General features: G+C 75.4%; 17 protein-coding genes. 9 read left to right on the top strand and 8 right to left on the bottom strand.

The annotated features are described in order from the left end of the window. Positions 1-207: 207 nt before the first annotated feature. The 5 genes from ACIP37_RS24965 to ACIP37_RS24985 form a co-directional block, all read right to left on the bottom strand. Positions 208-1278: a bile acid:sodium symporter family protein gene (locus tag ACIP37_RS24965; protein WP_363629723.1), complete on the bottom strand. Its 1071-nt coding sequence runs from the start codon at positions 1276-1278 to the stop codon at positions 208-210. Beyond that, positions 1275-1577 (bottom strand): hypothetical protein, encoded by a 303-nt coding sequence (locus ACIP37_RS24970; RefSeq protein ID WP_363586230.1) that lies wholly within the window; start codon positions 1575-1577, stop codon positions 1275-1277. The genes ACIP37_RS24965 and ACIP37_RS24970 overlap by 4 nt, the downstream gene beginning before the upstream one ends. Continuing rightward, a complete protein-coding gene (locus ACIP37_RS24975; protein ID WP_363621761.1) occupies positions 1574-2458 on the bottom strand; it encodes an isocitrate lyase/PEP mutase family protein in 885 nt (294 codons plus the stop codon). Before ACIP37_RS24975 ends, ACIP37_RS24970 begins: the two co-directional genes overlap by 4 nt. A 226-nt stretch (positions 2459-2684) precedes the next feature. Continuing rightward, complete coding sequence (locus ACIP37_RS24980; protein WP_400810222.1) at positions 2685-3554, bottom strand: class I SAM-dependent methyltransferase; 870 nt, start codon at positions 3552-3554, stop codon at positions 2685-2687. A gap of 187 nt (positions 3555-3741) precedes the next feature. Continuing rightward, positions 3742-4278: a PadR family transcriptional regulator gene (locus tag ACIP37_RS24985; protein ID WP_400810224.1), complete on the bottom strand. Its 537-nt coding sequence runs from the start codon at positions 4276-4278 to the stop codon at positions 3742-3744. Positions 4279-4405: 127 nt separating this feature from the next. Here ACIP37_RS24985 and ACIP37_RS24990 point away from each other — a divergent pair, with 127 nt between their 5' ends. Then, entirely contained in the window at positions 4406-5443 is a 1038-nt protein-coding gene (locus ACIP37_RS24990) for a hypothetical protein (RefSeq protein WP_400810226.1), read from the top strand. After that, positions 5353-5880 (top strand): DinB family protein, encoded by a 528-nt coding sequence (locus ACIP37_RS24995; RefSeq protein ID WP_363586285.1) that lies wholly within the window; start codon positions 5353-5355, stop codon positions 5878-5880. The genes ACIP37_RS24990 and ACIP37_RS24995 overlap by 91 nt, the downstream gene beginning before the upstream one ends. Here the strand turns inward: ACIP37_RS24995 and ACIP37_RS25000 are convergent. Then, positions 5867-6487, bottom strand: coding sequence for a TetR/AcrR family transcriptional regulator (locus ACIP37_RS25000; protein ID WP_400810228.1), 621 nt, complete (start codon positions 6485-6487; stop codon positions 5867-5869). The genes ACIP37_RS24995 and ACIP37_RS25000 overlap by 14 nt on opposite strands. Before the next feature lie 75 nt (positions 6488-6562). Here ACIP37_RS25000 and ACIP37_RS25005 point away from each other — a divergent pair, with 75 nt between their 5' ends. Then, the gene (locus tag ACIP37_RS25005; RefSeq protein ID WP_400810230.1) at positions 6563-6754 is read left to right on the top strand and encodes a hypothetical protein; all 192 of its coding nucleotides are present in this window, start codon (positions 6563-6565) and stop codon (positions 6752-6754) included. 162 nt (positions 6755-6916) lie between these two features. On the opposite strand, the gene ACIP37_RS25010 is transcribed toward ACIP37_RS25005, so the two are convergent. Then, positions 6917-7096, bottom strand: a complete 180-nt coding sequence (locus ACIP37_RS25010; protein ID WP_363586236.1) for an antitoxin — start codon at positions 7094-7096, stop codon at positions 6917-6919. A 285-nt stretch (positions 7097-7381) separates the two neighbouring features. On the opposite strand from ACIP37_RS25010, the gene ACIP37_RS25015 reads away from it, so the two are divergent. Then, a complete protein-coding gene (locus ACIP37_RS25015) occupies positions 7382-8878 on the top strand; it encodes a M28 family peptidase (protein ID WP_363629752.1) in 1497 nt (498 codons plus the stop codon). A 326-nt stretch (positions 8879-9204) separates the two neighbouring features. Next, positions 9205-10611, top strand: coding sequence for a dihydrolipoyl dehydrogenase (gene lpdA, locus ACIP37_RS25020; protein ID WP_363586237.1), 1407 nt, complete (start codon positions 9205-9207; stop codon positions 10609-10611). 94 nt (positions 10612-10705) lie between these two features. Here lpdA and ACIP37_RS25025 read toward each other — a convergent pair whose 3' ends face one another. Continuing rightward, the gene (locus ACIP37_RS25025; protein ID WP_400810233.1) at positions 10706-12292 is read right to left on the bottom strand and encodes an MFS transporter; all 1587 of its coding nucleotides are present in this window, start codon (positions 12290-12292) and stop codon (positions 10706-10708) included. Between the two features lie 114 nt (positions 12293-12406). Here ACIP37_RS25025 and ACIP37_RS25030 point away from each other — a divergent pair, with 114 nt between their 5' ends. From ACIP37_RS25030 to ACIP37_RS25045, 4 genes are all read left to right on the top strand, one after another. Then, a complete protein-coding gene (locus ACIP37_RS25030) occupies positions 12407-13273 on the top strand; it encodes a helix-turn-helix transcriptional regulator (protein ID WP_400810235.1) in 867 nt (288 codons plus the stop codon). Positions 13274-13704: 431 nt separating this feature from the next. Continuing rightward, positions 13705-16875 carry an amino acid adenylation domain-containing protein gene (locus ACIP37_RS25035; RefSeq protein WP_400844544.1) on the top strand — a complete coding sequence of 1057 codons (3171 nt, stop codon included), beginning with the start codon at positions 13705-13707 and terminating at the stop codon, positions 16873-16875. A 55-nt stretch (positions 16876-16930) separates the two neighbouring features. After that, positions 16931-22498 (top strand): amino acid adenylation domain-containing protein, encoded by a 5568-nt coding sequence (locus ACIP37_RS25040; protein WP_400844547.1) that lies wholly within the window; start codon positions 16931-16933, stop codon positions 22496-22498. Further along, positions 22495-25716 (top strand): amino acid adenylation domain-containing protein, encoded by a 3222-nt coding sequence (locus ACIP37_RS25045; RefSeq protein ID WP_400844550.1) that lies wholly within the window; start codon positions 22495-22497, stop codon positions 25714-25716. The genes ACIP37_RS25040 and ACIP37_RS25045 overlap by 4 nt, the downstream gene beginning before the upstream one ends. Positions 25717-25863: the final 147 nt, after the last annotated feature.

A 25863-nucleotide genomic window follows, 5' to 3' on the forward strand; every position in this document is an offset into this window, starting at 1 on the left:
CGCGTCGGTTACGTGGCGGGGGCCCCCCCCGCCCCCCCCCCCCCCCCCGGGGGGCCCCCGGGGGGGGGCGGGGGGGGGCCGGGGGGGGGGCGGGGGGCGGGGGGGGGGGGCGGCCCCCCGGGGCCGGCAGCCGCTAGCCGGCCCCAGGCGCTGGCCCCAGACGTCGAGTCCAGACGTCGGGCCCAGGCACCTGCCCCAGGCGTCGGCTCACCCGGGAACGGGCGGCCCGCCCGGCCCCGTGAGCGCGCCCGGTACCCGATCGGCGGGCGGGGCCTGCCCGGCGGGTGTGGTGTCCGGCGCGCGGGCCCAACGGCCGGCGAGCACGGTGCCGGCCACCAGCTGGAGCTGGTGATACGCCATCAGCGGCAGGACCAGCAGCCCGGCCTGGGGCCCGAAGAGCACGGTGGCCATCGGCAGGCCGTTCGCCAGGCTCTTCTGCGAGCCGCACAGCACCGCCGCGATGGTGGCCGGCCGGTCGAGCCCCAGCAGCCGTGCGCCGAGCCCGGTGACCGCGAGCGCGGCGGCCAGCAGGGCGAGCAGCACCGCGAGCAGGCCGAGCAGGGCGCCCGGGGTGGCCAGGCCCCAGCTGCCCTGGGCCGTCGCCGCGCTGAACGCGGTGTAGACGACGAGCAGGATCGAGCCCCGATCCACCGGCGTCAGCACCCGTCTGTGCCGGGCGAGGAAGGCACCGATCCACGGCCGCAGCACCTGCCCGAGCAGGAACGGCGCGAGCAACTGGGCCCCGATCCGCAGCAGCCCCTCGGCCGACAGCGCCGTGTGCACGTCCAGGAGCCAGGCCGCCAGCAGCGGGGTCAGCAGCAGCCCGGCCAGACTGGAGTACGTCCCGGCGCAGATCGCCGCCGGGACGCTGCCCCCGGCGGCGCCGGTCAGCGCCACCGAGGACTGCACCGTCGACGGGAGCAGGCAGAGGAACAGCACCCCGGTCTGCAACTGCCCACTGAGCGGGACGGGCGTGAGTAGTGCGGTGGCCGCCCCGAGCAGCGGGAAGAGGCCGAAGGTGGCGGCGAGCACCAGCCCGTGCAGCCGCAGGTGGCGCAGCCCGGCCAGCGTCTCGCGGGCGGAGAGCCGGGCGCCGTAGAGGAAGAACAGCAGCGCCACCGCCAGGTTGCAGGCCACGGCCGCCACCCGCGCCGAGCCCCCGGTGGCCGGGAACAGGGCGGCCAGGCCGACCGCCCCGGCGAGCGCGACCAGGTACGGGTCGAACCGGCGCGGCCGCGGCCCGCGCCGCCGGCCCCGGCGGGCGGTGTCGTCGGTCATCGGCCACCCCCGATCGCCGCCCCGCCCGGGCCGGACCCGAGCAGGCCGCCCACCAGGGACCCGGCGCCGTCGTGGTCGCTGCCCGCCGAGCCGCTGCCGTTCTGGACGTTGGCCGTGCGGTCGATCTCCACCCAGGAATCGGCGTTGGAGTTGTCGACGAGCGTGATCAGCCCCCCGCCCGCCGCCGCGGGCGCCGCCGCGCCGGCGAGCAGGCCGCACGCCCCGGCCAGCCCCAGCGCGGTGGCCCGCAGGACGGCGGCCGCCGGGGGCGGGGCGGGACCGCGCAGCCCGGCCGTCACACCGTCACCCCCGTGAGCGGGCGTGAGCGCGCGATGTTCCGCTCCAGCAGTTCGGTGGACTCCCGCACGCCGATCTGCCGGCTCTCCCCGGCGCCGGCCGGCAGCCGCCCGTCGGCCACCTTCAGCCCGGCCAGCGCCTCGTCCATCGCCCGGTGGGCCGCGAACAGGCAGGGCGTGCTGTAGATCGCGACGTCCACCCCCAGCTCGGTCAGCTCGGAGAGCGACAACCGGGGGGACTTGCCGCCGGCGATCTGGTTGAACAGCAGCGGCTTGTCGCCGACGACCCGCCGGATCCGCCGGATCCAGTCCTCGCTGCGCACCCCGTCGACCAGCACCACGTCGGCGTCGGTGGCGGCGAGGGCTCGGGCGCGGCGCAGGATGTCCTCCTCCTCGGTGGCGTCGGTGCGGGCGACCACCAGGAGGTCCGTCCGGTTGGCGAGGACGAGGTCCAGCTTCTCCAGGTACTCCTCCAGCGGGAGGACCTGTTTGCCGTCGGCGTGACCGCAGCGGCGCGGCCGTTTCTGGTCCTCCAGGATGACGCCGGACGCGCCGATGCGTTCGAGCCTGCGCACGACGTGGCAGGCGACCTCGGGATCGACGTAGCCGTCGTCGATGTCGACCAGGAGATGGTGCCGGGGGAAGGCGCCGCGCAGCCGTTCGACGAAGCCGACCATGTCCGGCCAGGCGATGAATCCGATGTCGGGCAGGCCGTAGTAGGAGGCGGCGAAGCCGAATCCGGAGACGAACATGCCGTTGTAGTGCTCGGCCGCGATGGAGGCCGAGTACATGTCGTAGACGCCGATGAGGGGCGTGGCTCCCGGGCTCGTGATCTCCTCGCGGAGCCGCTGCCCGTGGCCCGACGCCGTGGTTCCGTGGAACAAGGCCTTCTCCTCACTCGCGGTGGCTTTGCCTGAACTTGGTCTTCCCTAGACCCAACTGAGGCTCCATCACTATGCGACCTTTAACGTTCCGTGGGCAAATCTTTAAGGGAGATTCACTCATTCGAGTGAGGCGTTGAATTGAAGATATGTCAGACATATGAAAAGGGCGGTGGCGTGGAAGATCCACGCCACCGCCCTGATCCGGTCGGGCCCGGCCGCCGGAGCGTCAGGAGGCCGGAACGGGGCGGACGGCGCGGCGTTCGCGCAGCGTCCGGAGCACCCGGCGGGTCGCCCGGGTGGCGACCGGCGGCAGCAGGTCCAGCGCCAGCCGGCGCGAGGTGGACTGCTGGACGGGGGCCTTGACCTGGTAGTTGAGCCGCAGCACCGGCTCCCCGGCGATGGTGTCGTCGTCCACCGTGTAGCCCTCGGCCCGCCAGTCGCGGGCGAGCAGGACCTGTCGGACGGCCGTGGCGTCGCCCCAGGTGCCGTAGAACTTCATCGGGGTGAGCAGCACCGGCCGCAGGCCGCCGGTGAAGACCGCCTCCCAGACCGCCGCCGACACGCCGGGGGTGTGCTCCGAGCGGTAGTCGTCCAGCGCCACGACGCCGTTCTCGGCGAGCGCCGCCCTGGTCACCGCGATGTCCCCGGCGACGTGTTCGTACAGGTGGGAGGCGTCGACGTGGACGAAGCGGCAGCTCCCGGCCGGGATCCGGCCGTCGGCCAGCACCGAGGTGGGCGCCTGCACGATCTCCGGCAACTCGCCGTGGAAGGCGAGGTAGTTGGCCTCGAAGGCGCTCCGGGTGAGGGTCTTGCGGTAGGACATCGCCATCTCGGCGGCGTTGTCCGCGTCGCCCGCCTCGGAGTCGAACAGGTCGCAGACGGTCAGCCGCTCGCCGGTCTGGAGGTGGTCGCCGAGCAGGACGGCGCTGCGGCCGAGGTAGCTGCCGAGTTCGAGGATGTCGCCGGTGGCGCCCGCCGTGGTCTGGGCCGCCAGCAGGTGGCCGAAGGCCGCCCGGTCGAGACGGAAGAACCAGCCGGGGATGTCGTCCCGGGTCAGTGGCGCGGGGCGGGTGGCTGCGGTCTCGGCGGTGGGCACGGCGGCCTCCAGGAGGGCGGGCGGGGCGCGGTGGCGGGTTCACGCCGCGGAGGGGACGCCGTGGACGTGAGGCCGATCATCATAGCGACGCGGAGGCCGACTGGGAGCCGGCTCGGAACGGCGCGATTTCGCGCGTTCGCGCTGCTGTGCGAAGGCGCGCGCCGGGTCGCGTCCCCGGCCTCACGGGTCAGTGCGCCGGGCCGTCCAGCTCGGCGATGGTCTCCGCCAGCCAGGCCCGCTCGGCCGCCGTGGAGGCCCGGGCGACCAGCAGCATGCCGCGCCGGAAGGGGTTCGGCTCCAGCTCGGCGGTGACCGCGCGGCCCTCACCGTCGTAGGAGAAGCTGCTCGGCTCGTCCAGGAACGCCAGCCGGCGCCGGAGCACGGCCGCCTGCGCGGGCGGGTCGGCGAGGTGGTGCAGGAAGGCGGCGTGCGCGAAGAAGCGGATCTGGTCCGTGATCTCGGCCTGCTCCGGGTCGGCCAGCCGGCGCCGCAGTTCGGTCCGGCCCTCCTCGGTGAGCTCCAGCGTCTGGCGCGGTGCGGCCCCGCTGCCCGGCTCGGTGCGGCGGCGCAGCAGTCCGGCCTTCTCCAGCCTGACGATGGCGGGGTAGAGCGCGCCGTCGCTGACCGGCCGGACGTGGCCGGTGAGGCCGGTGATCCGGGACTTGAGCTGGTAGCCGTGCAGCGGCTGGTCGTACAGGAAGCCGAGGATCGCGAGGGTCAGCACGGTCGAAGCCCTTTCGTCGGAGTGCGCCCTGTGGCGCGCCCCATGTTACCTCTTGTCGATGTGCCTCGATAAGATATATCTCTATTCGAGGCATGCCGCCGGCGGGCGGCGGAACGGGGGAGGAAGCATGCGCGGGCGTCCGTCGCGACGACTGGCCGCGCTGGCCGGACCGGTCTACGCCGAACTGCTGTCCGGCGTGATCGTCTCGGTGATCGGCACCTTCTGGGTGGCCGGCCTCGGCGGGGCGGTCGCCGCCGTCACCCTGCGGTTGGGGCCACGGCTGCCCGCACCCGCCGGGGAACCGGCGCGGCGGCGGGCCGGATCGTCCGCGCGGGAGCGCCGTTCGGCCTGGACTTCACCGCCCGGATGGCCGTCGGCACGGCCCAACTCGCCACTCGCCCTGGTCGAGGGCTTCGGCGTCGCGGCGGTGGCCGGGTACGGCATCGGCTACCGGGCCTTGCTGGTCGTCACCATGGCGTTCTACGCACTCCGGCAGGCCGCCGCGATCGAGGCCGCCCGCCTCTGCGGCGCGGGCCGCGCCACCGCGCCGGGCGCGCTGCACCGCGCCACCGCGCCGGGCGCGCTGCACCGCGCCACCGCGCCGGGCGCGCTGCACCGCGCCACCGGACGCCTCGCCGTGCTTCTCGGCGCCGTCGCGGCGGTGCCGTCCGCGACGCTCGCCGTCCCGCTGGCCGCACTGTTCACCGACGGCCCGGCGGCGGCCGGGCAGTCCGTCGGCTTCGTGCGGATGGCGGCGCTCCACCTGCTCCCGTACGCGCTGGTGGTCGCCCTCGGCGGGGTGCACCAGGCGGCGGGCGCCGGCTGGCCGCTGGTGCTCTCCGTGCTGCTCGGCCCGGGCGCCCAACTCGCCACCTCCGCCGCCCTGTCGGGGCCGCTCGGGGTGACCGGGATGTGGGCGGGGCCGGCCGTGGGCGCGGCCGTGCAGCTCGGCCTGCTGCTGCTCCTGGCCCGGCGCGGGCCCGGCGGACCGCGCCGTTGGCGGACCAGGGCGACCGGCCCCGAAGCCGGTCGGATGATCGACTCCGGTCGCCCGGCTGTGCCACAGTGGAAGCCATGGGACCGACACTCGACGGGCGGCCGCTGCCGTCCCCGCACGCAGACGAACGCGCCATGCTGGAAGGCTGGTTGGAGTTCCATCGGGTGACTCTTGTGCAGAAGGTCGCCGGACTCGACGACCAGCAGGTCCGGCTGGCGGCCGTCCCGCCGTCGACGATGACGCTGCTGGGCCTGGTCCAGCACCTCGCCGAGGTCGAACGCACCTGGTACCAGCGGGTGCTGGCCGGCCGGGAAGCGCCGCCGCTGTACGGCGCGGACGGCGAGGGCGGCTACGCACTCACCCCGGACCGGGGGATGCCCGAGGCGTTGGCCGACTGGCGGGCGGAGGTCGAGCAGGGCCGCGAACTGGCCGCCGCGGCGGCGCTGGAGGACACCGGACGCCTCTCCGAGCGGGCGGCGGCCGTGTTCGGCTCGGAGACGGTCTCGCTGCGCTGGATCCTGGTGCACCTGATCGAGGAGTACGCCCGCCACAACGGCCACGCGGACCTGCTCCGGGAGAGCATCGACGGCCTCACCGGCGTGTGACGGCTCCCCGGGGGAGGGCCTCGGGAGCCGGGCCGAGGTGGGCGTCCAGGGCGGCGCGCAGCAGCGGTTCGACGTCCTCGCCGCCGGTGATGAGCCGCAGGCTGCCCCAGGCGCGCAGTTGGGCCAGGCCGTGCAGGTTCGCCCACAGCGCGGCGGCCGCCGGTCCGGGATCGGTGGCGTCCGGGCGGGCCTCGCCGACCAGGCGGGCGACGGTGTGGAACATCGGCAGGGTGGTGTGCCGCAGCTCGGCTCCGCTGCCCTCCAGCAGGTCGTGACGGAACATCAGCTCGAACATGCCGGGGTTGGCCGCCGCGAAGCCGAGGTAGGCGCGGGCGAGCGCGTCGAGCCGGGTGCGGGGGGCCGCGCCGGTGGTGGCGGCCATCGCGTCGGCGCCGGCCAGGGTGTCGGTGAGCTTGCCGAACCCGTGCCGCGCGATGGCGGCGAGCAGTTCGCGGTGGGTGGGGAAGTGGCGGCGGGGGGCTCCGTGCGAGACCCCCGCCTGCCGGGCGATCTCGCGCAGACCGAGGGCGTGGACGCCCTCCCTGGTCACCAGTTCGACGCCGGCGGTCACCAGGCGTGCGCGCAGGTCCTTGTCCTGATCGGTCATGGGCCTTGTCTACCAGGCTGCCGTAGACAGTGTCTACTCTCGTCGGTGCGGGCGCTCCGGGCAGAATTCGGAGGCATGGACGAAGGCGGAGAGGCGGCCTGCCGGCTGGACCGGGTGTGCCCGGAGTGCGGGCGCCTGCGCGAGCGGCCAGGGCCGCAACCGTGCGAGAACTGCGGGGCCGGGAGCGCGGACGGCACTGGCGGCACGGGCGGCGAGGCAGGAGCCCGGCAGCCCGCAGCCGAGGCCGCGCCGGAGCGGGACGGCTGACCGCAGGTCCAGGACGGATCGGCCCCGGCCCGGAACGGCTGAACGCTGACCCGCAACGCCTGAACCCCGGCTCGGAACAGCTGAACGACGGCCCGGAACGGCCGGGCCCCGGTGCGGCCGGGCTGGCCTGACCGGGGCCGCAGGCGTACGGCGGGGTTCGGTCTACTGCTGCGGCGGCTGGTCGCGGAACTGGTTCTTCGCCTGCTCCTGGGCGGAGTCCACCTGGCTGCTGTACTTGCCCTGGGTGCGCTCGTCGACGGCGTCCCCCGCCTTGTCGACGGCCCTGTCGGCCTGGTCCTCGTGGCCCTTCAGCAGGCCCTTGAGCTTATCCAACATGGACATCTGGTCACGCTCCTGGAAGAGACGGCCCCACCCCTCCAGGATCACCGCCTCCGCCGCCGTCCGCATCCCGCGGCCGCGCGGCGGCCTTGGCAACGTGATGCCGGTCATGTCAAATCGGGAGTTCACGGACCGCCGGAAGGAGTCGCCTTGAAGCCCCGAGCCCGCCGCCCGATCTCCCTGCCCCTCCGCCCGACCAGCCCGCTCGACCAGTCCACCCCGATACCGCACCAGCAGCGCCGGGACCAGCGCCCGCGCACTGCCACCGTCCGGAGCGCGGGCGCCGTACTGACCGTCGCCGCCCTGGCCGCCCCGCTGCTGCTGGCCGGGGCCGGTGGCGCGGCCGCCGACCCGGACCCGGTGCGCAGAGGCGAGAGGCTCGCCGCGCGCCTGGTCGAGGCCGCCGACGCCGAGAGCGCCCACGACACCCTGGCCGCGCTCCAGCGGATCGCCGACCGCAACGGCGGTACCCGGGTGGCCGGTTCGAAGGGGCACGACGAGTCCGCGCGCTACGTCTACGAGCAGGCCCGCCGGGCCGGGCTGAAGGTGTCCCGGCAGGAGTTCGAGTACACCTTCTTCGAGGCCCGCTCGGAGCGGCTGCAGGTGCTGTCCCCGCAGGCCGAGAGCATCCCGCTGACCGCCATGACGTACTCGCTCGGCGGTCCGGACGCGGGCCTGACCGCCGACCTGGCGGTCGCCCCGGTCAGCGCCACGACCGGCTGCGCGCCCACCGACTACCCGGCCGGCGCGTTCACCGGCCGGATCGCGCTGATCCAGCGCGGCGGCTGCGGCTTCGCCGTCAAGCAGGCCGCGGCCGCGACGGCCGGCGCGGTGGGCGCGATCATCTACAACAACACCGACGGCGACCTCAACGGCACCCTCGGGGACCCCGCGGCCGGCAGGATCCCCGTCGGCGGGATCACCCGGGCCGCCGGGGAGGCGCTGGCCGCGAAGGCCGCCGCCGGCCAGGTCCGGCTGAACCTCGACATCCGCACCGTCATGGAGCCGCGCAAGACCTGGAACGTCATCGCCGAGACCAGGGGCGGCGACCCGGCCGACACCGTGATGGTCGGGGCGCACCTGGACTCCGTCGCGGCCGGGCCCGGCATCAACGACAACGGCTCCGGTGCGGCGGGCATCCTGGAGGTCGCGCGCAACCTGACCGTCCACCCGGTGAAGAACAAGGTCAGGTTCGCCTGGTGGTCCGCCGAGGAGTTCGGCCTCAAGGGCTCGGAGGCCTACGTGAAGTCGCTCTCCGAGGCGGACCGGAAGAAGATCAGGCTCTACCTCAACTTCGACATGATCGCCTCTCCCAACTACGCGCAGTTCGTCTACGACGGCTCGGGCAGCACCGGCGGCGGCGCCGGCCCCGAGGGCTCGGCGCAGATCGAGCGGGACCTCACCGGCTACCTGGACGGCCGGGGCCTGCCGCACGAGCCGACCGCCTTCGACGGCCGCTCCGACTACGGCCCGTTCATCGACGCGGGCATCCCGGCCGGCGGCACCGACACCGGCGCCGAGGTGGTCAAGTCGTCGGCGCAGGAGGGCCGTTACGGCGGCACGGCGGGCGTGGCCTTCGACGCCTGCTACCACAAGGCCTGCGACGGCTTGAAGAACATCGACATGGACGCCTTCGACGTCAACATCGACGTGATCGCCCATGCCGTCGGCACCTACGCCTGGGACCTCTCCTCGCTGAACCGGCCCGTGCCGCCGCAGCGCCCCGCCGGCCAGGCGGGCGGCGGCGGTATGAGCGGGGGCCACGCCCACGAGGTGACGGCCTGACGCCCGGGTGGGCCCGCTGCCGTCCTCGGGCGGCGGGCCCACCCGTCCCACCCGCCGGCTCCGCCGCGCTCGTCCGCCATTCGGCCCCTCCTCCCGCTCGCACCTCCGAGCCCCGGCCCGGGCCCCGCCCCGGACCTCCCCCGGGCCCCGCCCCTGCCCGGCGAGGTTGCGAGCACCGTAGCCGAGGACACTGACAATCCGGCCCCGGGCCGGGTACGGTGCCGCGCGGAGCGCATCCGCCGAGACCCGGTGGGTGCGTCGAACCCGGTCCTGACACCATGGGACCGAGATCACGGGACCGTGACACCCTCGGAGGAGTCAGCAACATGAGCACGCACTACGACGTCGTCGTCCTCGGCGCCGGCCCCGGCGGCTACACCGCCGCCGTCCGCTCCGCTCAGCTCGGTCTGAAGACCGCGGTCATCGAGGCCAAGTACTGGGGCGGCGTCTGCCTGAACGTCGGCTGCATCCCCTCCAAGGCCCTGCTGCGCAACGCCGAGCTCGCCCACATCTTCACCAAGGAGGCCAAGACCTTCGGCATCAAGGTCGAGGGCCAGGTGACCTTCGACTTCGGCGAGGCCTTCCGCCGCAGCCGCTCGGTGGCCGACGGCCGGGTCAAGGGCGTCCACTACCTGATGAAGAAGAACGGCATCACCGAGTACGACGGCTGGGGCACCTTCGTCGACGACCACACCCTCCAGGTCGCGCTCAGCGGCGGCGGCTTCGACGTCGTCACCTTCGACCACTGCGTCATCGCCACCGGTGCCACCACCCGGCTGCTGCCCGGCACCAGCCTGAGCGACCGGGTGGTCACCTACGAGGAGCAGATCCTCACCGAGCAGCTGCCGGAGAGCATCATCATCGCGGGCGCCGGCGCGATCGGCGTCGAGTTCGCGTACGTGCTGCACAACTACGGCGTGAAGGTCACCATCGTCGAGTTCCTGGACCGCGTGGTGCCGCTGGAGGACGTCGAGGTCTCCACCGAACTGGCCAAGCAGTACCGCAAGCTCGGCATCGAGGTGCTCACCTCCACCCGGGTCGAGTCGATCGACGACAGCGACCCGAACGCCAAGGTCAAGGTCACCGTCACCAGGGACGGCCGGCAGCAGGTGCTGGAGGCCGACAAGGTGCTCCAGGCGATCGGCTTCGCGCCGCGCGTCAACGGCTACGGCCTGGAGAACGCGGGCGTCAAGCTGACCGACCGCGGCGCCATCGCGGTGGACGGCCGCGGCCGTACCAGCGCCGGGCACATCTTCGCGATCGGCGACGTGACGGCCAAGCTGATGCTCGCGCACGCCGCCGAGACGATGGCCGTGATCGCCGCCGAGACCATCGGCGGGGCGGAGACCATGGAGGTCGACTTCGCCATGATCCCGCGCGCCACCTACTGCCAGCCGCAGATCGCCTCCTTCGGCTACACCGAGGCGCAGGCCCGCGAGCTGGGCCACGACGTCAAGGTCGCCAAGTTCCCGTTCACCGCCAACGGCAAGGCGCACGGCCTCGGTCACCCGATCGGCTTCGTCAAGGTCATCAGCGACGCCAAGCACGGCGAGCTGCTCGGCGCCCACCTGATCGGCCCCGAGGTCACCGAGCTGCTGCCCGAGCTGACCCTGGCCCAGCAGTGGGACCTCACCGTCCATGAGGTGGCCCGCAACGTGCACGCCCACCCCACCCTCGGCGAGGCGGTCAAGGAGGCCATCCACGGCCTCGCCGGCCACATGATCAACATGTGACGCGCACCGCATGACGGCAGGGCCCGCCCGACCTCCCGGGCGGGCCCTGCCGTGTTCCGGCGGCCCCGGGCCCGGCACCGGCTCCGACGGCAGGTCAGGCCGACTCGTCCGGCGCCAGGGCGAGGTAGGTGAGCACCGCGCCGAGGGCGGACAGCGCGGCGAGGACCAGCCCGAGGACGTGCAGGGCGTCGGTGAACCCGGCGGCCAGAGCGGCCTGGTGCGCCGCGGCCACCCTGCCCTGGACGGCCTGCCCCGCGAGCTGCGCCGCCTCGTCGGCGGCGAGGCCGCTGCCGCCCAGGTGCGCGGCGGTCAGCGTGCTGAGCAGCGCGGCGGCCCCGGAGACGGCCACGGACTCCCCGGTGATCCGCATCGTGTTGAAGACGCCCGCGGCGGCCCCGGCGTGCTCGGCGGGGACGGTCCCGACGGCCGCGTCGTCCATCACCCCGAAGGCCAGTCCGACCCCGGCCCCGAACGGCAGCAGCGGCACCGCCAGCGCGAGCCACGACCCGTCGCCGCGCACCGTCACCAGCAGCAGGGAGCCCGCCGCGATCAGCGCGGAGGCGGCGGTCAGCACCGCCCGGACGGAGACGGCGGCGGCGAGGCGCCCGGCCACCAACGGCAGCAGGAGGACGGGCGCCGTCATCGGCAGCAGGAGCAGACCGCTGGTCAGGACGCTCCTGCCGCCCACGCCCTGGAGGTAGGCCGGGAGGTAGACCAGCAGCACGACGAACCCCAGGGTGACGGTGAACGGCTGGCACACCACGGCGAGGAACTCGGGCCTGCGGAACAGCCGGACGTCGACCATGGCGCGCCCGGCCCGGCGGACCTCCACCCCGGCGAACAGGACCAGCAGCAGCACCGCGCCCGCCAGCGGCAGCAGCGTGCCCGGCGCCGTCCAGCCGGCGGTGCCGGCCTGCACGAGCGCGTACGACAGCGCGGCGAGCCCGCCGGTGAAGCAGACCACCCCGGGCAGGTCGATCCCGGGGTGGTCCGGGTTGCGGGACTCCGGGGCCCGGGTGGCGCACAGCCACGCGGGCAGGGCCAGGACGGCGACGAGCAGGAAGACCGACCGCCAGCCGGCCGCCTCCACCAGCAGGCCGGCGGCCGGCGGCCCGATCGCCAGGCCGGTGCCGAAGGAGGTGCCGAGGATCCCGAAGGCGAGCCGTCGGCGCCGCCCGGAGGTGGACTGGGCCAGGACCGCCGCGCCCGCCGCCAGCACGGCGGCCGCCCCGCACCCCTGCACCGCCCGGGCGGCGTCGGCCACGGCCATCGACGGCGCGAGCGCCACCACCGCGGACAGCGCGCCGACCAGCGCGATCCCCGACAGCAGCACGCGCCGCCGGCCGATCCGGTCCGCGAGGCCGCCGGCCGCCAGCGGCAGGGCGGCGAAGGTGAGGTTGAAGGCGTTCAGCATCCACTGGGCGGCGCCCACCGAGGAGCCCAGCTGCGCGGTCATGCTGGGCAGTGCCACGGCGGCCCCGGTCACCGAGAACGGCAGCATCATGCTGGCGCAGCCGACGGCGGTGACGGTCGCCCAGTAGCCGCCCGGACCGCCGTCGGTACGCGGTGGGGGAGCGGCCGTGCCCGCCGGGTGCTCGGTCCGGGGCGGCGCGGCGCGGCGGGCGTCTTCGGGACGGGCGCCTTCGGGACGGGCGTCGTCGAGGCGGGGAGAAACAGTCATGGCCCCGATCGTTCGCGGGCGCCGCCGCCGGATGAAGAGAGCCCCGTTCCCTGGGTGTGACAGGGCCACCCTCCGGCCCCCGCACCCCCGGCCGGGCGCCCCATACTGGAACGCATGGCCGAACCGATCACGCTCGCCGCCAGCCTCGGCGACTACCTGCGCACCCGGCGGGCGCTGGTGTCACCCGCGCAGGCGGGGCTGCCGCCGACCGGACGCCGCCGGGTGCCCGGCCTGCGGCGCGAGGAGGTCGCCGAACTGGTCGGCCTCAGCACCGACTACTACGTCCGGCTGGAACAGGGCCGCGCCGAGCGCCCGTCCGACGAGGTGCTCGACGCGCTCGGCCGCGCCCTGCGGCTCGGCCCCGCCGAGCGCGCCCACCTGTACGACCTGGCCCGCCCGCCCCGCCGCTCGGCGGCCAGGGCGGCGGGCGCCGGAGGGGACGGCGACGCCCTGCGCCCCGCCCTGCGTCGGGTCGTGGAGGCGATGCCGACCACCCCCGCGCTGATCATGAACGACCGCAACGACGTCCTGGCGTGGAACCGGCTGGCCGCCGCGCTGATCGCCGACTTCCCCCAACTCCCGCCGCGCGAACGCAACCTGGCCCGCCGGATCTTCCTCGACCCGGGCGCGCCGGACGTCCACCTCGACTGGGAGGACGCCGCGCGCACCACCGTCGGCATCCTGCGGATGGCCTCCGGCCGGCAGCCGCACGATCCCGAACTCGTGCGCCTGATCGGCGAACTGGCACTCGGCAGCGCCGCCTTCCGCCGGTTGTGGGCCGGCCACCACGTGCACGAGAAGACCCACGGCCCCAAGCGCTTCCGGCACCCCGTGGTCGGCGACGTGACGCTCGACTACGAGACCTTCCAGGCGCCGGGCGCCGCGCGCCACCTCCTGGTCGTCTACACGGCCGCCCCCGGGAGCCCGGCCGAGGAGGCGCTCGCCTTCCTCGGCGGCTTCGCCGCCGCCCCGGGCAGGTGAGCCGGGGCCGCCCGGCCCGGGCCTGATCCGCTCCGGGCCCGATCCACTCCGACGCGGAGCCGCCTTCGTCGCCCCGCCGTGCATGGCGGGCTCATGGACGGAGTCGGAACGGCGGGATTCCCGCAGGCTGGGCGCGTACATGACGCCTGGTGGGGCGGGTGGAGAACCCTTGACGAGGGGTGGGTTCTCTGCGAATCTCTCGGCAGGTTTGGACCAAGGTCTTTTTCGCGGGGGAGAAGACCGGCTCCGGCCCGGGCGTGCGCAGGGGGGATCTGGGCGGCCGGGAGGGTGGGGGCCGGTGCGGCCGGTCGGTCGGCCAGGGGTGGGCCGGGCGGTATTCGGTGGCCGCGTCACCAGCGGATCCGTGGCGGCAGCGTCGCTGCCCGGTCGCGTGCCCCTACCGTTTCGCCGACTGCCGAATCGAGCCGCAGATGCCTGAGTCGTTCCCCGTGTCCGCGTCGTCCTTCCAGCAGGGCATTTGGCTCACCGAGCAACTCGGGCCCGTGCACGGGGCGTTCCAGATGCCCGTCCGGATCTCCTTCGACCGGGTCGACGCCGGGGTGCTCGGCCGGGCGGTGTCCGCGCTGGCCGACCGTCACAGCGCGCTGTCCGTGGTGTTCGTGGAGCGCGACGGCAAGGTGCTGCTGGAGCGGGGGCCCGCCCCGGGCCTGGAGGTGGTCGACGCCTCCGGGGACCGCGTGGAGGACCTGGAGAAGCGGCTGGCCGAGGAGGTGGCGCGGCCGTTCGACCTGTCGGCCGGACCGCCGGCGCGGTTCACCCTCTACCGCCGCGGAGGTGGAGCGGCGGAGCTGCTGATCGTCGTTCACCACGCGGTGTTCGACGGGGAGTCGAAGGACGTCCTGGTCGCGGGCCTCGCCGAGGCCTACGCCGACGCCGACGCCGAGGCCTGTGCCGAGGCCTGTGCCGACGTCGAGGCCGCCACGCCGCCCTGCCCGCCTTCTTCGCCCGCCCCGCCGGCTCCGGAGCTGGTGCGCCGGGCCGCCGACTGGTACGGCCCGCGCTGGGCCGCCGCGACGGCGCCGGTGCTCCCCGGGCTGCGGCAGGCCGTCACGGCGGCGGGGCCGGGGGAGTCGGTCGGCTGGCGACTGGACGGTCCGGCCCGGGCGCGGCTGGCCGACGCGGCCGGGCGCAGCGGCGTCACCGTCTTCGAGTTCCTGCTCGCCGCGCTGCACGGACTGCTGCTGCGCTACGGCGGCGAGGCCGTCCCGGTCTCCGTGCCGCTGTCCGTCCGGGCGCCGGAACAGGCCGGTGAGCCGGGGCTGTTCGTCAACGAGCTGCCGGTCCACGCGCCGTCCGGGGCGAGCGTCCGGGACTCCTTCGCGGGCTACGCCCGGGCCGTCCGCGCCGAGGCGCGCGCCGGGTACCCGTTCCGGTCGGTGCCGTTCGGCGCGGCGGTGGGCGGGCTGACGGCCCGGGTCGGCCTGGCCCCGGTGTCGTTCGGGTACCGGCGCGCCCGGGGCGCCGACCCGGTGTTCCCGGGCAGTGCCGCGCGCGTGGACCGGGCCGTGTTCAACGGCGCCGCCCGCAATACGCTCCACCTCCAGGTGGTCGACACCGCCGACGCCCTGGACTGCTCCCTCCAGTACGCCCCGGCGGTCCTGCCGCCGGCCGCCGCCGAGCGCATCGCCGGGCACTACCGGGCGCTGCTCGACGCCGCGACGGCGCGGCCGGAGACGCCGCTGGGAGACCTCGCCCTGCTGGGCGAGGCCGAGCGGCGCCTGGTGACCACCGGGTGGAACGCCACCGCCCGCGCCTACCCGAGCGACCGCACGGTGCTGGACCTGGTGCGGGAGCGGGCCGCAGAGGCACCGGACGCCCCCGCCGTCAGCGCCGCCACCGGGCGGCTGAGCTACCGGGACCTGGTGGCGCGGGTCGACGAACTGGCGGCGGTGCTGCGCGGGGCCGGGGTCGCGGCGGGCGACCTGGTCGCCCTGCACCTGGACCGCTCCGCCGACCTGCCGGCCGTGCTGCTCGCCGTGCACGCCGCCGGGGCCGCCTACCTGCCGCTCGATCCCGGCTATCCCGGCGAGCGACTGGCGCACCTGCTCGCCGACTCCGGCGCCGTGCTGCTGGTCACCGACCGGGAACCCGCCCCGGAACTGGCGGCGGCGGCGCCGGCCGTGCTCCGGCTCGGGACGGACCACCCGGCGCCGGCGGCTACCACCACCGCCCCGGCGGCGACGCGGGGCGCCCTCGCCTACGTGCTGTACACCTCCGGCTCCACCGGGCGGCCGAAGGGCGTGGAGATCGGCCACCGGGCGCTGGTGAACCTGCTGGCCTCCTTCGCCGACCTGCTCGGCTCGGGGCCCCACGACGTGTGGCTCGGGCTGACCTCGCTCTCCTTCGACATCTCCGGCCTGGAACTGCTGCTGCCGCTGACCACCGGAGGCCGCCTGGTGCTCGCACCGGACGGCGCCGCCCTGGACGCCCCGGGCCTGCGCGACCTGGTCCGTCGCGAGGGCGTGACCCACGTGCAGGCGACCCCCTCCGGCTGGCGGGTGCTGCTCAGCGCCGGGGCGCTGCCGCCGGGGCTGACCGCACTGGTCGGCGGCGAGGCGCTGCCGCTGCCGCTGGCCCGTGAACTGCGGGCCGGCGTCGCCAGGTTGTTCAACGTCTACGGGCCCACCGAGACGACGATCTGGTCCACCTGTGCGGAGGTCCCGGCCGGGCCGGAGGCCGTGCTGATCGGCCGGCCGATCGCCAACACCCGGGCGTACGTCCTGGACGCGGACCACCGGCCGCTGCCGGTCGGGGTGCCCGGCGAGCTCCACCTCGGGGGCGACGGGGTCGCGGAGGGCTACCGGGGCCGCCCCGACCTGACCGCCGAGCGCTTCACCGCGGACCCGTTCGCCGGCACCCCGCCCGCCGGCACCCCGTCCGCTGCGGGCCTGTCCGCCGACGCCCCGGCCGCCAGCCGCCGGATGTACCGCACCGGCGACCTCGCCGCCTGGACCGAGGACGGCGAGCTGGCCTTCCACGGCCGGGCCGACGACCAGGTCAAGATCCGCGGCCACCGGATCGAACCCGGCGAGATCGAGGCGGCGCTGCTGGAGCACCCGGCGGTCGCGCAGGCGGCCGTCACGGTGTACGAGGAGAGCCCGGGGGAGCCCGGGCTGGTCGGCTACCACGTCCCGGCGCCCGGCGCAGGGCCGACGGGCGCCGCCGACCTGCGGGACCACCTGCTGCGCACCCTGCCCGCCGTCATGGTGCCCCGGCGGTTCGTGGCGCTGGACCGCCTGCCGCTCACCCCGAACGGCAAGCTCGACCGCCGCGCCCTGCCCGCCCCGCCGCCCGTGGCCCCCGCGGCCGGACCGCCGTCGGCCGCCCCCGGTGCCGCCCCGGTGGTGGCGGAGGTCCGCGACGACGTCACCGAAGCCGTCCTGGCGATCTGGTCCGAGGTGCTGGGCCTGCCCGAGGTCGGCCCGGACGACGACCTCTTCGAGTTCGGTGGGCACTCACTGACGATCATCCAGATCACCGCGCGGATCCGCGCCGCGCTCGGGGTGGAGCTCGACTTCGACCTGTTCTTCGACGCCTCGACCCCGGCCGGGATCGCCGCGGCCGTCCGCGAGCGCCGCTGACCACGGGCGAGTACCCCTGCGCTCCCCCTCCCGCCCCCGCCCGAATGGACCGCCGATGACCGACACCCAGGACCCGCCCGCCGACTGGTCCGCCACCAAACGCGCCCTGCTCGCCCAGCGACTGCGCGGCGCCGCCGCGCCCCGGCGCACCGTCGAGCCGCGCCCCGAGGGCAGCGCACCGCCGCTGTCCAGCGGGCAGGAACGGCTCTGGTTCATGGACCAGTTCACACCGGGCGGGACGGCCTACGCGCTGGCGCCGGCCCGCCGGCTGCGCGGGCCGCTGGACCGCCCGGCGCTGGACCGCGCCCTGGCCGACCTGGTGAACCGCCACGAGAGCCTGCGGATGTCGTTCCCGACCACGGAGCACGGCACCGCCGAGGTCGCCATCGCCGAACCGGGCCCCTTCCCGGCCGAGTTCGTGGACGCGGCCGACGATCCGGACCCCCGGCGAAGAGCCGCCGACGAGATCGGCGCGCTGGTCGGCCGCCCCTTCGACCTGGCGCGCGGCCCCCTCCTGCGGGCGCTGCTGGTCCGGCTCGCCGACGAGGACCACGTGCTCGCCCTGGTGATGCACCACATCGTCTGCGACGGCTGGTCCATCGACATCCTCAACCGCGAACTGGACGCGCTCTACGCCCAGTACGCCCACCGCACCACCGTCGAACTCCCGGAGCTGCCCGTACAGTTCGGCGACTACGCGCACTGGCAGCGGGAGCGGCTGGCCGGCGGCGCACTGGCCGCCTCCCGGGACCACTGGCGCGCCGAACTCGCCGACGTCCCGGCACTGGAACTGCCCGTCGACCGCCCGCGTCCGCCGGTGCTCACCTTCGACGGCGCCGCCCTGGAGCTGCACTGGAGCCCGGAGCTGGTGCGGGCCGTCGCCGAGTGCGCCCGCGCCCACGGGGCGTCGACGTACATGGTGCTGATGGCGGGCCTCCAGGTGCTGCTGGGGCGGCACTCCGGGCAGCGGGACTTCGCCGTCGGCTCGGCGGTGGCCGGCCGCCTCCACCGCGAACTGGAGGGCGTGGTCGGGGCGTTCGTCAACATGCTGCCGATCCGGGCCCGGCTGGAGCCGGGGCAGAGCTTCGCGGGCCTGATCGGGCGGGTGCGGGAGACGACGCTCGACGCCTACACCCACCAGGAGGTGCCGTTCGAGCAGATGGTGGCGGACCTGGACGTCGAACGGGACGTCAGCCGCTCGGCGGTGTTCCAGGTGACCTTCGCCTTCCAGAACTACGGGGACCGCGCCGCCTCCACCGCGCCCGCCGCGGCGGCGGAGGGGTTCGGCTACGAGGCCACCACGACCCACGCCGACCTCGCCTTCTACCTGCGGGAGAAGAAGGACGGAGGGCTCTACGGCCTGATCACCTACCGGACCGACCTCTTCGAGGCCGACACCGTACGGCGGCTCGCCGAGCGCTTCGAGGTGCTGATGGCGGCGGCGACGGCGGATCCGGCGCAGCCCGTCGACGGCCTGCCCATGCTGACCGGGCCCGAGCGCCGGGACGTGGTCGAGCGCTGGGCGGCGGGCCCCGAACTGCCCGCGCCCGAGGCCGGTCCCGGGACGCTGACCGGGCTGCTCGCCGAGGCGGCGCGCGGCGCGGGCGACCGCCCGGCACTGGTCTTCGACGGCCGCACCCTCTCCTACCGTGAACTCGAGGCCCGGGCCACCGGCCTGGCCCGCCGGCTGCGGGCGCTGGGCGTCGGCCCGGACGACCGGGTGGCGGTGTGCCTGGAGCAGTCCCCGGAACTGGCGGCGGCCCTGGTGGGCGTCCTGAAGGCCGGCGGCGGCTACCTGCCGCTGGACCCGGAACAGCCGCCCGCGCGGCTCTCCCACCTGGTGGCGGACGCGGGCGTGCGGGTGCTGGTCACGGACTCGCGGCTGCGGACGGCGTTCGCCGGCTACGACGGCGCCGAGCTGCTCGTCGACCGGGAGCCGGTCGGCGAGGGTCGAATCCTGCCGGACGAGGCCCCGTTGGCGGAGGCGTCCGGGCCGGACGACCTCGCCTACGTGATCTACACCTCCGGCTCGACCGGGCAGCCCAAGGGCGTGGCGGTGCAGCACCGCCAGATCCTCAACTACCTGGCCGGCGTGCGGGAACGCCTGCGGATCGAGCCCGGTGCGGCCTACGGGCTGCTGCAGTCCCTGTCCTTCGACTTCAGCATCACCATGCTGTACCTGGCGCTGACCACCGGGGGCCGGGTGCACCTGCTGCCGCGCCGCATCGCCGGTGCCGAACTCGCCGAGCGCATCGAGGAGTCGGGCATCGACTACCTCAAGATGACGCCGTCGCACCTGGCCGCGCTGACCGCCGACGTGGACGCGGAGCGGCTGCTCCCGCGCCGGGCCCTGGTGCTCGGCGGCGAGGCGTCGCCCTGGGCCTGGGCGGCGGACCTCGCCGGCCGGGGCCGCTGCGCGGTGTTCAACCACTACGGGCCGACCGAGGCGACGGTCGGCGTCACCGTCCACGAGGTCCTGCCGGGCCCGGCGGGACCCGGCAGCACCCCGATCGGCACCCCGCTCGCGGGCGCCCGCTGCTACGTACTGGACGAGGCCCGCCGACCGGTGCCGCCCGGGGTGGTGGGCGAGCTCTACCTCGGCGGGGACCGGCTCGCCTGCGGCTACCTGGGCCGCCCCGACCTGACGGCGGAACGTTTCGTCGAGGACCCGTTCGCCGACGGGCGGATGTACCGCACCGGCGATCTGGCCCGCTGGCGGCCGGACGGCACGCTGGAGTACCTGGGCCGCGCCGACGACCAGATCAAGGTCCGCGGCTACCGGGTCGAGCCCGGCGAGATCGAGGCCGCGCTCACCGCGCTGCCCGGCATCACCCAGGCGCTCGTGACGCTCCGCGGCGAGGGCGTCCGCCAGAATCTCGTCGCCTACCTCGAACACCCCGGCGCCGCCCCCGCCCCGACACCCGCCGAACTACGGGAGGCGCTGGGCGCCGTCCTGCCGGACTACCTCGTCCCGGCCCGCTACGTCGTCCTCGACGCGCTGCCCCTGCTGGCCCACGGCAAGGTCGACCGCAAGGCGCTGCCCGAACCCGAGGACCCGGCGCCGACCGGCGGACACGTCGAACCCGACGGCGAGGCCGAGACGGCGATCGCCGCGATCTGGGCCCAGGTGCTGGGCATCGAACGGGTCGGCGCGCTCGACGACTTCTTCGACCTCGGCGGCCACTCCCTGCTCGCCACCCAGGTCGTCGCCCGCCTGCGCCGGGCCTTCCCGGAGCTGCCCGCCCCCATCGGCGTGATGGACCTGTTCACCCACCCCACCGTCCGCCGGCTCGCCGCCCTGGTCGCCGACCCGACCGCCGAACGCGGCCCCGGCGGCCTGCTCCACCGGCTCACCCCGCCGAGTCCGCGCACCACCGCCAGCGTGGTCTGCGCCCCCTACGGCGGAGGCAGCGCGCTCATCTACAAGCCGCTCGCCGACGCCCTGCCCGAGGACTGGGCGCTGTACTCGATCGCCGTCCCGGGGCACGAACTCGGCGAGGAGGCGATGGACATCGACGAGGTCGCCGCGACCTGCGCCCGCGAGATCGTCGAGAACGTCCCCGGCCCGATCGTGCTGTACGGGCACTGCGGCGTCGGCGTCCGCCTGGCCGTGGAGATCGCCCGGCAGGTCGAGGCCGCCGGCCGGGAGATCGACGCCGTCCACCTCGGCGGCATCTTCCCCTTCGCCCGCCCCCGGGGGCGCGGCGCCGCCGTCGGCGAACGCTGGGCCGACCTCACCGACCGGCTGCGCAACGACCAGGGCATGATCAACGCGCTGGCCGCCGCCGGGCTGGACACCGACGAGGTCGACGCCGAGCAGCTGCGGCTGATCGTGCGCAACCGCCGCACCGGCACCAAGGACGCCGAACGCTACTTCACCCGGCTGTTCGACAGCGAGGACGGCCGGATCAGGGCCCCGATCATCGCCGTCTGCGGCGAGCGCGACCCGGCGACGGACTTCTACCAGGAGCGCTACCGGGAGTGGCACCGGCTCACCGACACCGCCGCGGTCGTCGTGCTCGACGAGGCCGGCCACTTCTACCTCAAGTACCGGGCCGCCGAACTCGCGGAGATCCTCACCCGCGTCCACCGCTCGATCGCCGCCGGCCAGGAGGAACGGCACCACCGGAGCGACGGCGCGACCTGGTGGCTGGCCGGGCTCTCCCGGGGCGACGGCGCGCCACGGGCGGAGCAGGCCCCGCTGCGACCGACCATGCGCCGCTTCCTCACCGTCGCCTCCGGGCAGCAGGTGTCGATGATCGGATCGGCGCTCACCGAGTTCGCCCTCCCGGTCTGGATCTACCTGCGCACCGGCTCCCTGGCCCAGTTCGGACTGCTGGCCGCCTGCGGACTCGTCCCCGGCATCCTCGCCGCACCGATCGCGGGCGCCGTCGTCGACCGGGGCGACCGGCGCCGGATCATGCTCTACGGCGACCTCGCCGCCGGCGCCACCCAGGCGCTGCTGCTCCTGCTCCACCTCACCGGAAGCCTCCGGGTCTGGCACGCGTACGTGCTCATCGGCGTGCTCTCCACCGCGCTCACCTTCCAACGGCTCGCCTGGAACGCCGCGGTGCCCCAACTCGTCCCCAAGCGCTACCTCGGCCGGGCCAACGGCCTGGTGCAGATGGCCTTCGGCCTCGCCCAGTTCCTCGTCCCGCTGTTCGCCGTCGGCCTGCTCGCCGCGATCGGACTCGGCGGCATCCTCACCCTCGACGTCGTCAGCTACGCCGCCGCCCTCGCCGTCACCCTGGCGGTCCGCTTCCCCGACCTGATGGGCGCCCGCCGGCGCGAGAGCGTCTCCGCCGAGATCCGCGAGGGCTTCCGGCGGGCCCTCGGCAGCCGGCACTTCCGGGCCATGCTGCTGTTCTTCGCGGTGCTGAACATCTTCCTCTCCCCGCTGTTCCTGCTCACCACCCCGCTGGTGCTCTCCTTCGCCCCGCTCGCGGCGGCCGGCTGGGTGTCGACGGCGGCCGGCCTCGGGGCCGTACTCGGCGGGCTCACCCTGCTCGCCTGGGGCGGGCCGCGCCACCTGCGGCTGCGCGGGGTGCTGCTCGCCACCCTGGCCCTGGCCGGGGCGTGCCTGGTCACCGGGCTGCGCCCGTCGCTGGTCGTGGTCGCCCTCGGCGCGTTCGGCATGGCCTTCGGCCTGGCCCTGGTCAACGGCGTCTACGCGACCATCGTGCAGACCAAGGTGCCGCTGCGCTTCCACGGCCGGGTGATCGCCGTGAACACCATGGTCGCCTGGTCGACCCTGCCGGTCGGCTTCGCCCTGGTCGCCCCGCTCGGGCCCCGGCTGCTCCAGCCGCTGATGGACCACGACGGCACCCTGGCCCCGACCGTGGGCCGGCTCATCGGCACCGGCGACGGCCGCGGCATCGGGCTGCTCTACCTGCTGTTCGGCCTCGCGATGGCCGCCCTGGTGCTGGTCTGCCTGGCCGTGCCCGTGCTGCGCCACTTCGACCGGGACGTCCCCGACGCCGAGCCCGACGACCTGGTCGGGCTGAAGACCCTCCAGGACCGGGCCGCGACCGCTCCTGCCACCCCTGCTGCCCCCGCTGCTCCTGTCGCTCCCGCTGCCCTTGCCGCCCCGCGCCGCTCCGAGACCGAGGTGACCGTCCGGTGACCACCGCCATCCACCCGCTGACCGGCGAACAGCGCCGGCTCTGGTTCCTCCAGCAACTCCACCCGGACGACGCCGGTTTCAACATGTACCTCAACCGGCGGTGGACCGGGCCGATCGACCCGGAGGCCCTGCGCACCGCGCTGCACCGGCTGACGGCGCGGCACGAGATCCTGCGCACCCGCTTCGCGCTCGGCGCCGCCGCGGGGCCCGCGGCCGCGGACGGCGAGGAACCCGTCCAACTCGTCCAGCCCCCGGCCGAGATCGACCTCGCCCTGGTCCGGCTGCCCGAGGGCGCGGCCGAGGCCGAGTTCACCGACGCCTGCCGCCCGTACGTCAACGCGCCCTTCGACCTCGCCGCCGGGCCGCCGCTGCGGGCGGCGCTGATCAGCGCGGGGGAGGGGGAGCACGCGCTCTGCGTCGTCGTCCACCACATCGTCTCGGACGGCTGGTCGTTCCGGACGATGTGGCGCGAACTGCTCGCCCTCTACCGTGAGGCGATCGGCGAGGCCCCCGCCGAACTGCCGGAACTCCCGCTCCAGTACGGCGACTTCGCCCGCGCCGAGCAGGCCAGGACGGCCGGCGGGGCGGCCGAGGAGGCGTTCCGCTACTGGGCGGAGAGGCTGGCCGGCACCGGCGCGCTGCGCCTCCCGCTCGACCACCCGAGGCCGGCCGACCCGGCCCGGCCCGCCGGGTTCACCACCGTCCGCCTCGACCCCGAACTGACCGCCGCCCTCGACCAGTTGGCGCGACAGGAGCGGTGCACCCCGTTCATGGTGCTGCTGGCCGGGTACCAGTACGTGCTCGCGCGCTGGACCGGCTGCCGGGACTTCGTGGTCGGCACCCCGCTGGCCGGCCGCAACGAGGCCGCGCACGAGGCGCTGCTCGGCTACTTCAGCCGGACGGCGGTGATCCGGGCCGACCTCACCGGCGACCCCGACTTCCGTACCGTGCTGCGGCGAACCCGCTCGGCCACGCTCGCCGCCCTGGGCCACCAGGACGTGCCGGTCGAACGGCTCGCCGCCCACCTCGGCCTGCCCGCGGAGCCCGGCGCCGGGCCGCTGTACCGGGCCGTCTTCGTCCACCAGAGCCAGTACGACCTGGCGGGCGGCCCCGGCGCGCCCGCCCTGCCCGCGGGCGTCCGCACCGCGAGCATGGACTCCGGCTTCGAGCAGGCCAAGACCGACCTGCTGCTGGACAGTTGGCGCACCGCCGACGGCGGGATCGCGCTGTCCTTCTGCTTCGACCGCGAGGTGCTGGACCGGGAGACCGTCGAGGCCCTCGGCCGGCGGTGCCGCGCCCTGTTCGCCCGGGTGGTCGACGACCCGCAGCTCCCGTTGCACGGGGACTGGCTGGTGGGGTCCGAGGAGCGGGCGGAACTGCTCGCACTGGGAGCGGGCCCGGAGGCCCAGGAGGCCCGGACGGTGCTGGAACGGTTCGCCGAGCAGGCCGCCGCCCGCCCGGACGCCCCGGCGCTGGAGTGCGACGGCCGGAGCCTGACCTACGGCGAACTCGACCGGCGCTCCAGCGCGTTGGCGCGACGGCTCGGCCGGGTGGCGGGCCGGGTCGTCGCGGTGTCGATGCCGCCCTCCTTCGACCTGGTCGTCGCCCTGACCGCGATCTGGAAGGCCGGCGCCGCCTACCTGCCGCTCGATCCGGCCCACCCCGAGGAACGCCGCCGGCTGATGGTGCGCGAGGCCGACGCCGCCCTGGTCCTCACCGGCGTCGACCCGGCGATCGACGGCCCCGGGCACGACGGTCCCGACCACGCCGACCCCGTCCCGTCGGACCCCTGGGGCCCGGCCTACGTGCTCTACACCTCCGGCTCCACCGGCGCGCCCAAGGCCGTCGCCGTCGACCACGCCGCGCTCGCCGCGCGGGTGGCCTGGATGGCCGGGCCCGACGGCTACGCGCTCGGACCCGCCGACCGGATCGTCCAGTTCGCCTCGCTCGGCTTCGACACCCACGTCGAGGAGCTCTGGCCCGCGCTCGCCTCCGGGGCCTGCGTCGTCCTGCTGCCCGGCGGCGGCCGCACCCTGCCCGACCTGCTGGGCGGCCCGCACGGCGACACCGTCACCGTGCTCGACCTGCCCACGGCCTACTGGGAGGAACTCGTCGGCCTCGGCGAGCAGACCCGCTGGCCGGCCGCGCTGCGCCTGCAGATCCTCGGCGGCTCCCAGGTGGGCGCCGACGCCGTCGACCGGTGGCGGCAGCGGCACGGCGACGCCGTCCGACTGGTCAACACCTACGGCCCCACCGAGGCCACCGTCATCGTCACCGCGACCGACCTGACCGCCGCGGACACCGCCCGCCGGCCTGCGCTGGGCCGCCCGCTGCCCGGGGTCCGCCTCCACGTGCTGGACGAGCGCGGTGCCCTGCTGCCGCGCGGCTCCGAGGGCGAGCTGTACCTCGGCGGCGCCGGGCTGGCGCGCGGTTACCTGGGTCGGCCCGACCTGACGGCGGCCGCCTTCGTGCCCGACCCGTTCACCGCCGACCCGTCGACCGGCGACCCGTCGACCGGCGACCCGCTCACCGTGGACCCGCTCACCGGCGGCCGGATGTACCGCACCGGCGACCGGGTCCGCTGGCGTACGGACGGGCAACTGGAGTACCTGGGGCGCGGCGACGGCCAGCTGAAGCTGCGCGGCTACCGGATCGAACCCGCCGAGATCGAGTCCGCCCTGACCGCGCACCCGGCCGTCGCCCAGGCCGCGGTGCTGCTGCGCGACGGGCGGCGGCTGCTGGCGTACGCGGTGCCCCGCCCGGGCGCCCGGCCCGGCCCGGCGGAGCTGCGCGAGCACCTGGCCCGGCGGCTGCCCGCCTACCTGGTGCCGGACGCCGTGGTGCTGCTGGACCGGCTGCCGCTGACCGCGAACGGCAAGCCCGACCCGGCGGCCCTGCCCGACCCCGAACCGGCCGCGGGGGCCCGCTACCTCGCGCCGCGCACCGACGCCGAACACCTGGTCACCGAGCTGTGGCAGGAGGTGCTGGGCGTGCCCAGGGTCGGGGTGCTCGACGATTTCTTCGCGCTCGGCGGGGACTCCCTGCTGGTCACCCGGGTCGCCGCGCGGATCCGGGCCGGGCTCGGCCTCGACGTGCCGATCCGGGACGTTTTCGAGAGCAGCACCCCGGCCGTCCTGGCGGCCCGGATCGAGGCGCTGCTGATCGCCGAGATCGACGGCCTCACCGAGGCGGAGGCCGCCGGCCGGCTCACCGGCTGAGGGCACGGCCGGCTCACCGGCTGAGGGCACGGCCGGCGGCCCCCCGCCCCCAGGGCGGTTTCTAGGGGTCGTTGCAACACGTGGTCGGTTTGATCAGGCCGCGATGAGTTTATGCAGGCGCTCGGCTGGGGTTTCCCAGCCGAGCGT

It is taken from the genome of Kitasatospora sp. NPDC088861, from assembly GCF_044750105.1.
GTDB lineage: Bacteria > Actinomycetota > Actinomycetes > Streptomycetales > Streptomycetaceae > Kitasatospora.

What these genes read in the sequence shown, in the direction of transcription:
- ACIP37_RS24965 (WP_363629723.1), bottom strand. Translation starts at nt 1,278, where the DNA reads ATGACCGACGACACCGCCCGCCGGGGCCGGCGGCGCGGGCCGCGGCCG.
- ACIP37_RS24990 (WP_400810226.1), top strand. Translation starts at nt 4,406, where the DNA reads ATGCGCGGGCGTCCGTCGCGACGACTGGCCGCGCTGGCCGGACCGGTC.
- ACIP37_RS24995 (WP_363586285.1), top strand. Translation starts at nt 5,353, where the DNA reads ATGGGACCGACACTCGACGGGCGGCCGCTGCCGTCCCCGCACGCAGAC.
- ACIP37_RS25000 (WP_400810228.1), bottom strand. Translation starts at nt 6,487, where the DNA reads ATGACCGATCAGGACAAGGACCTGCGCGCACGCCTGGTGACCGCCGGC.
- ACIP37_RS25005 (WP_400810230.1), top strand. Translation starts at nt 6,563, where the DNA reads ATGGACGAAGGCGGAGAGGCGGCCTGCCGGCTGGACCGGGTGTGCCCG.
- ACIP37_RS25010 (WP_363586236.1), bottom strand. Translation starts at nt 7,096, where the DNA reads ATGTCCATGTTGGATAAGCTCAAGGGCCTGCTGAAGGGCCACGAGGAC.
- lpdA (WP_363586237.1), top strand. Translation starts at nt 9,205, where the DNA reads ATGAGCACGCACTACGACGTCGTCGTCCTCGGCGCCGGCCCCGGCGGC.
- ACIP37_RS25025 (WP_400810233.1), bottom strand. Translation starts at nt 12,292, where the DNA reads ATGACTGTTTCTCCCCGCCTCGACGACGCCCGTCCCGAAGGCGCCCGT.
- ACIP37_RS25030 (WP_400810235.1), top strand. Translation starts at nt 12,407, where the DNA reads ATGGCCGAACCGATCACGCTCGCCGCCAGCCTCGGCGACTACCTGCGC.
- ACIP37_RS25035 (WP_400844544.1), top strand. Translation starts at nt 13,705, where the DNA reads ATGCCTGAGTCGTTCCCCGTGTCCGCGTCGTCCTTCCAGCAGGGCATT.
- ACIP37_RS25040 (WP_400844547.1), top strand. Translation starts at nt 16,931, where the DNA reads ATGACCGACACCCAGGACCCGCCCGCCGACTGGTCCGCCACCAAACGC.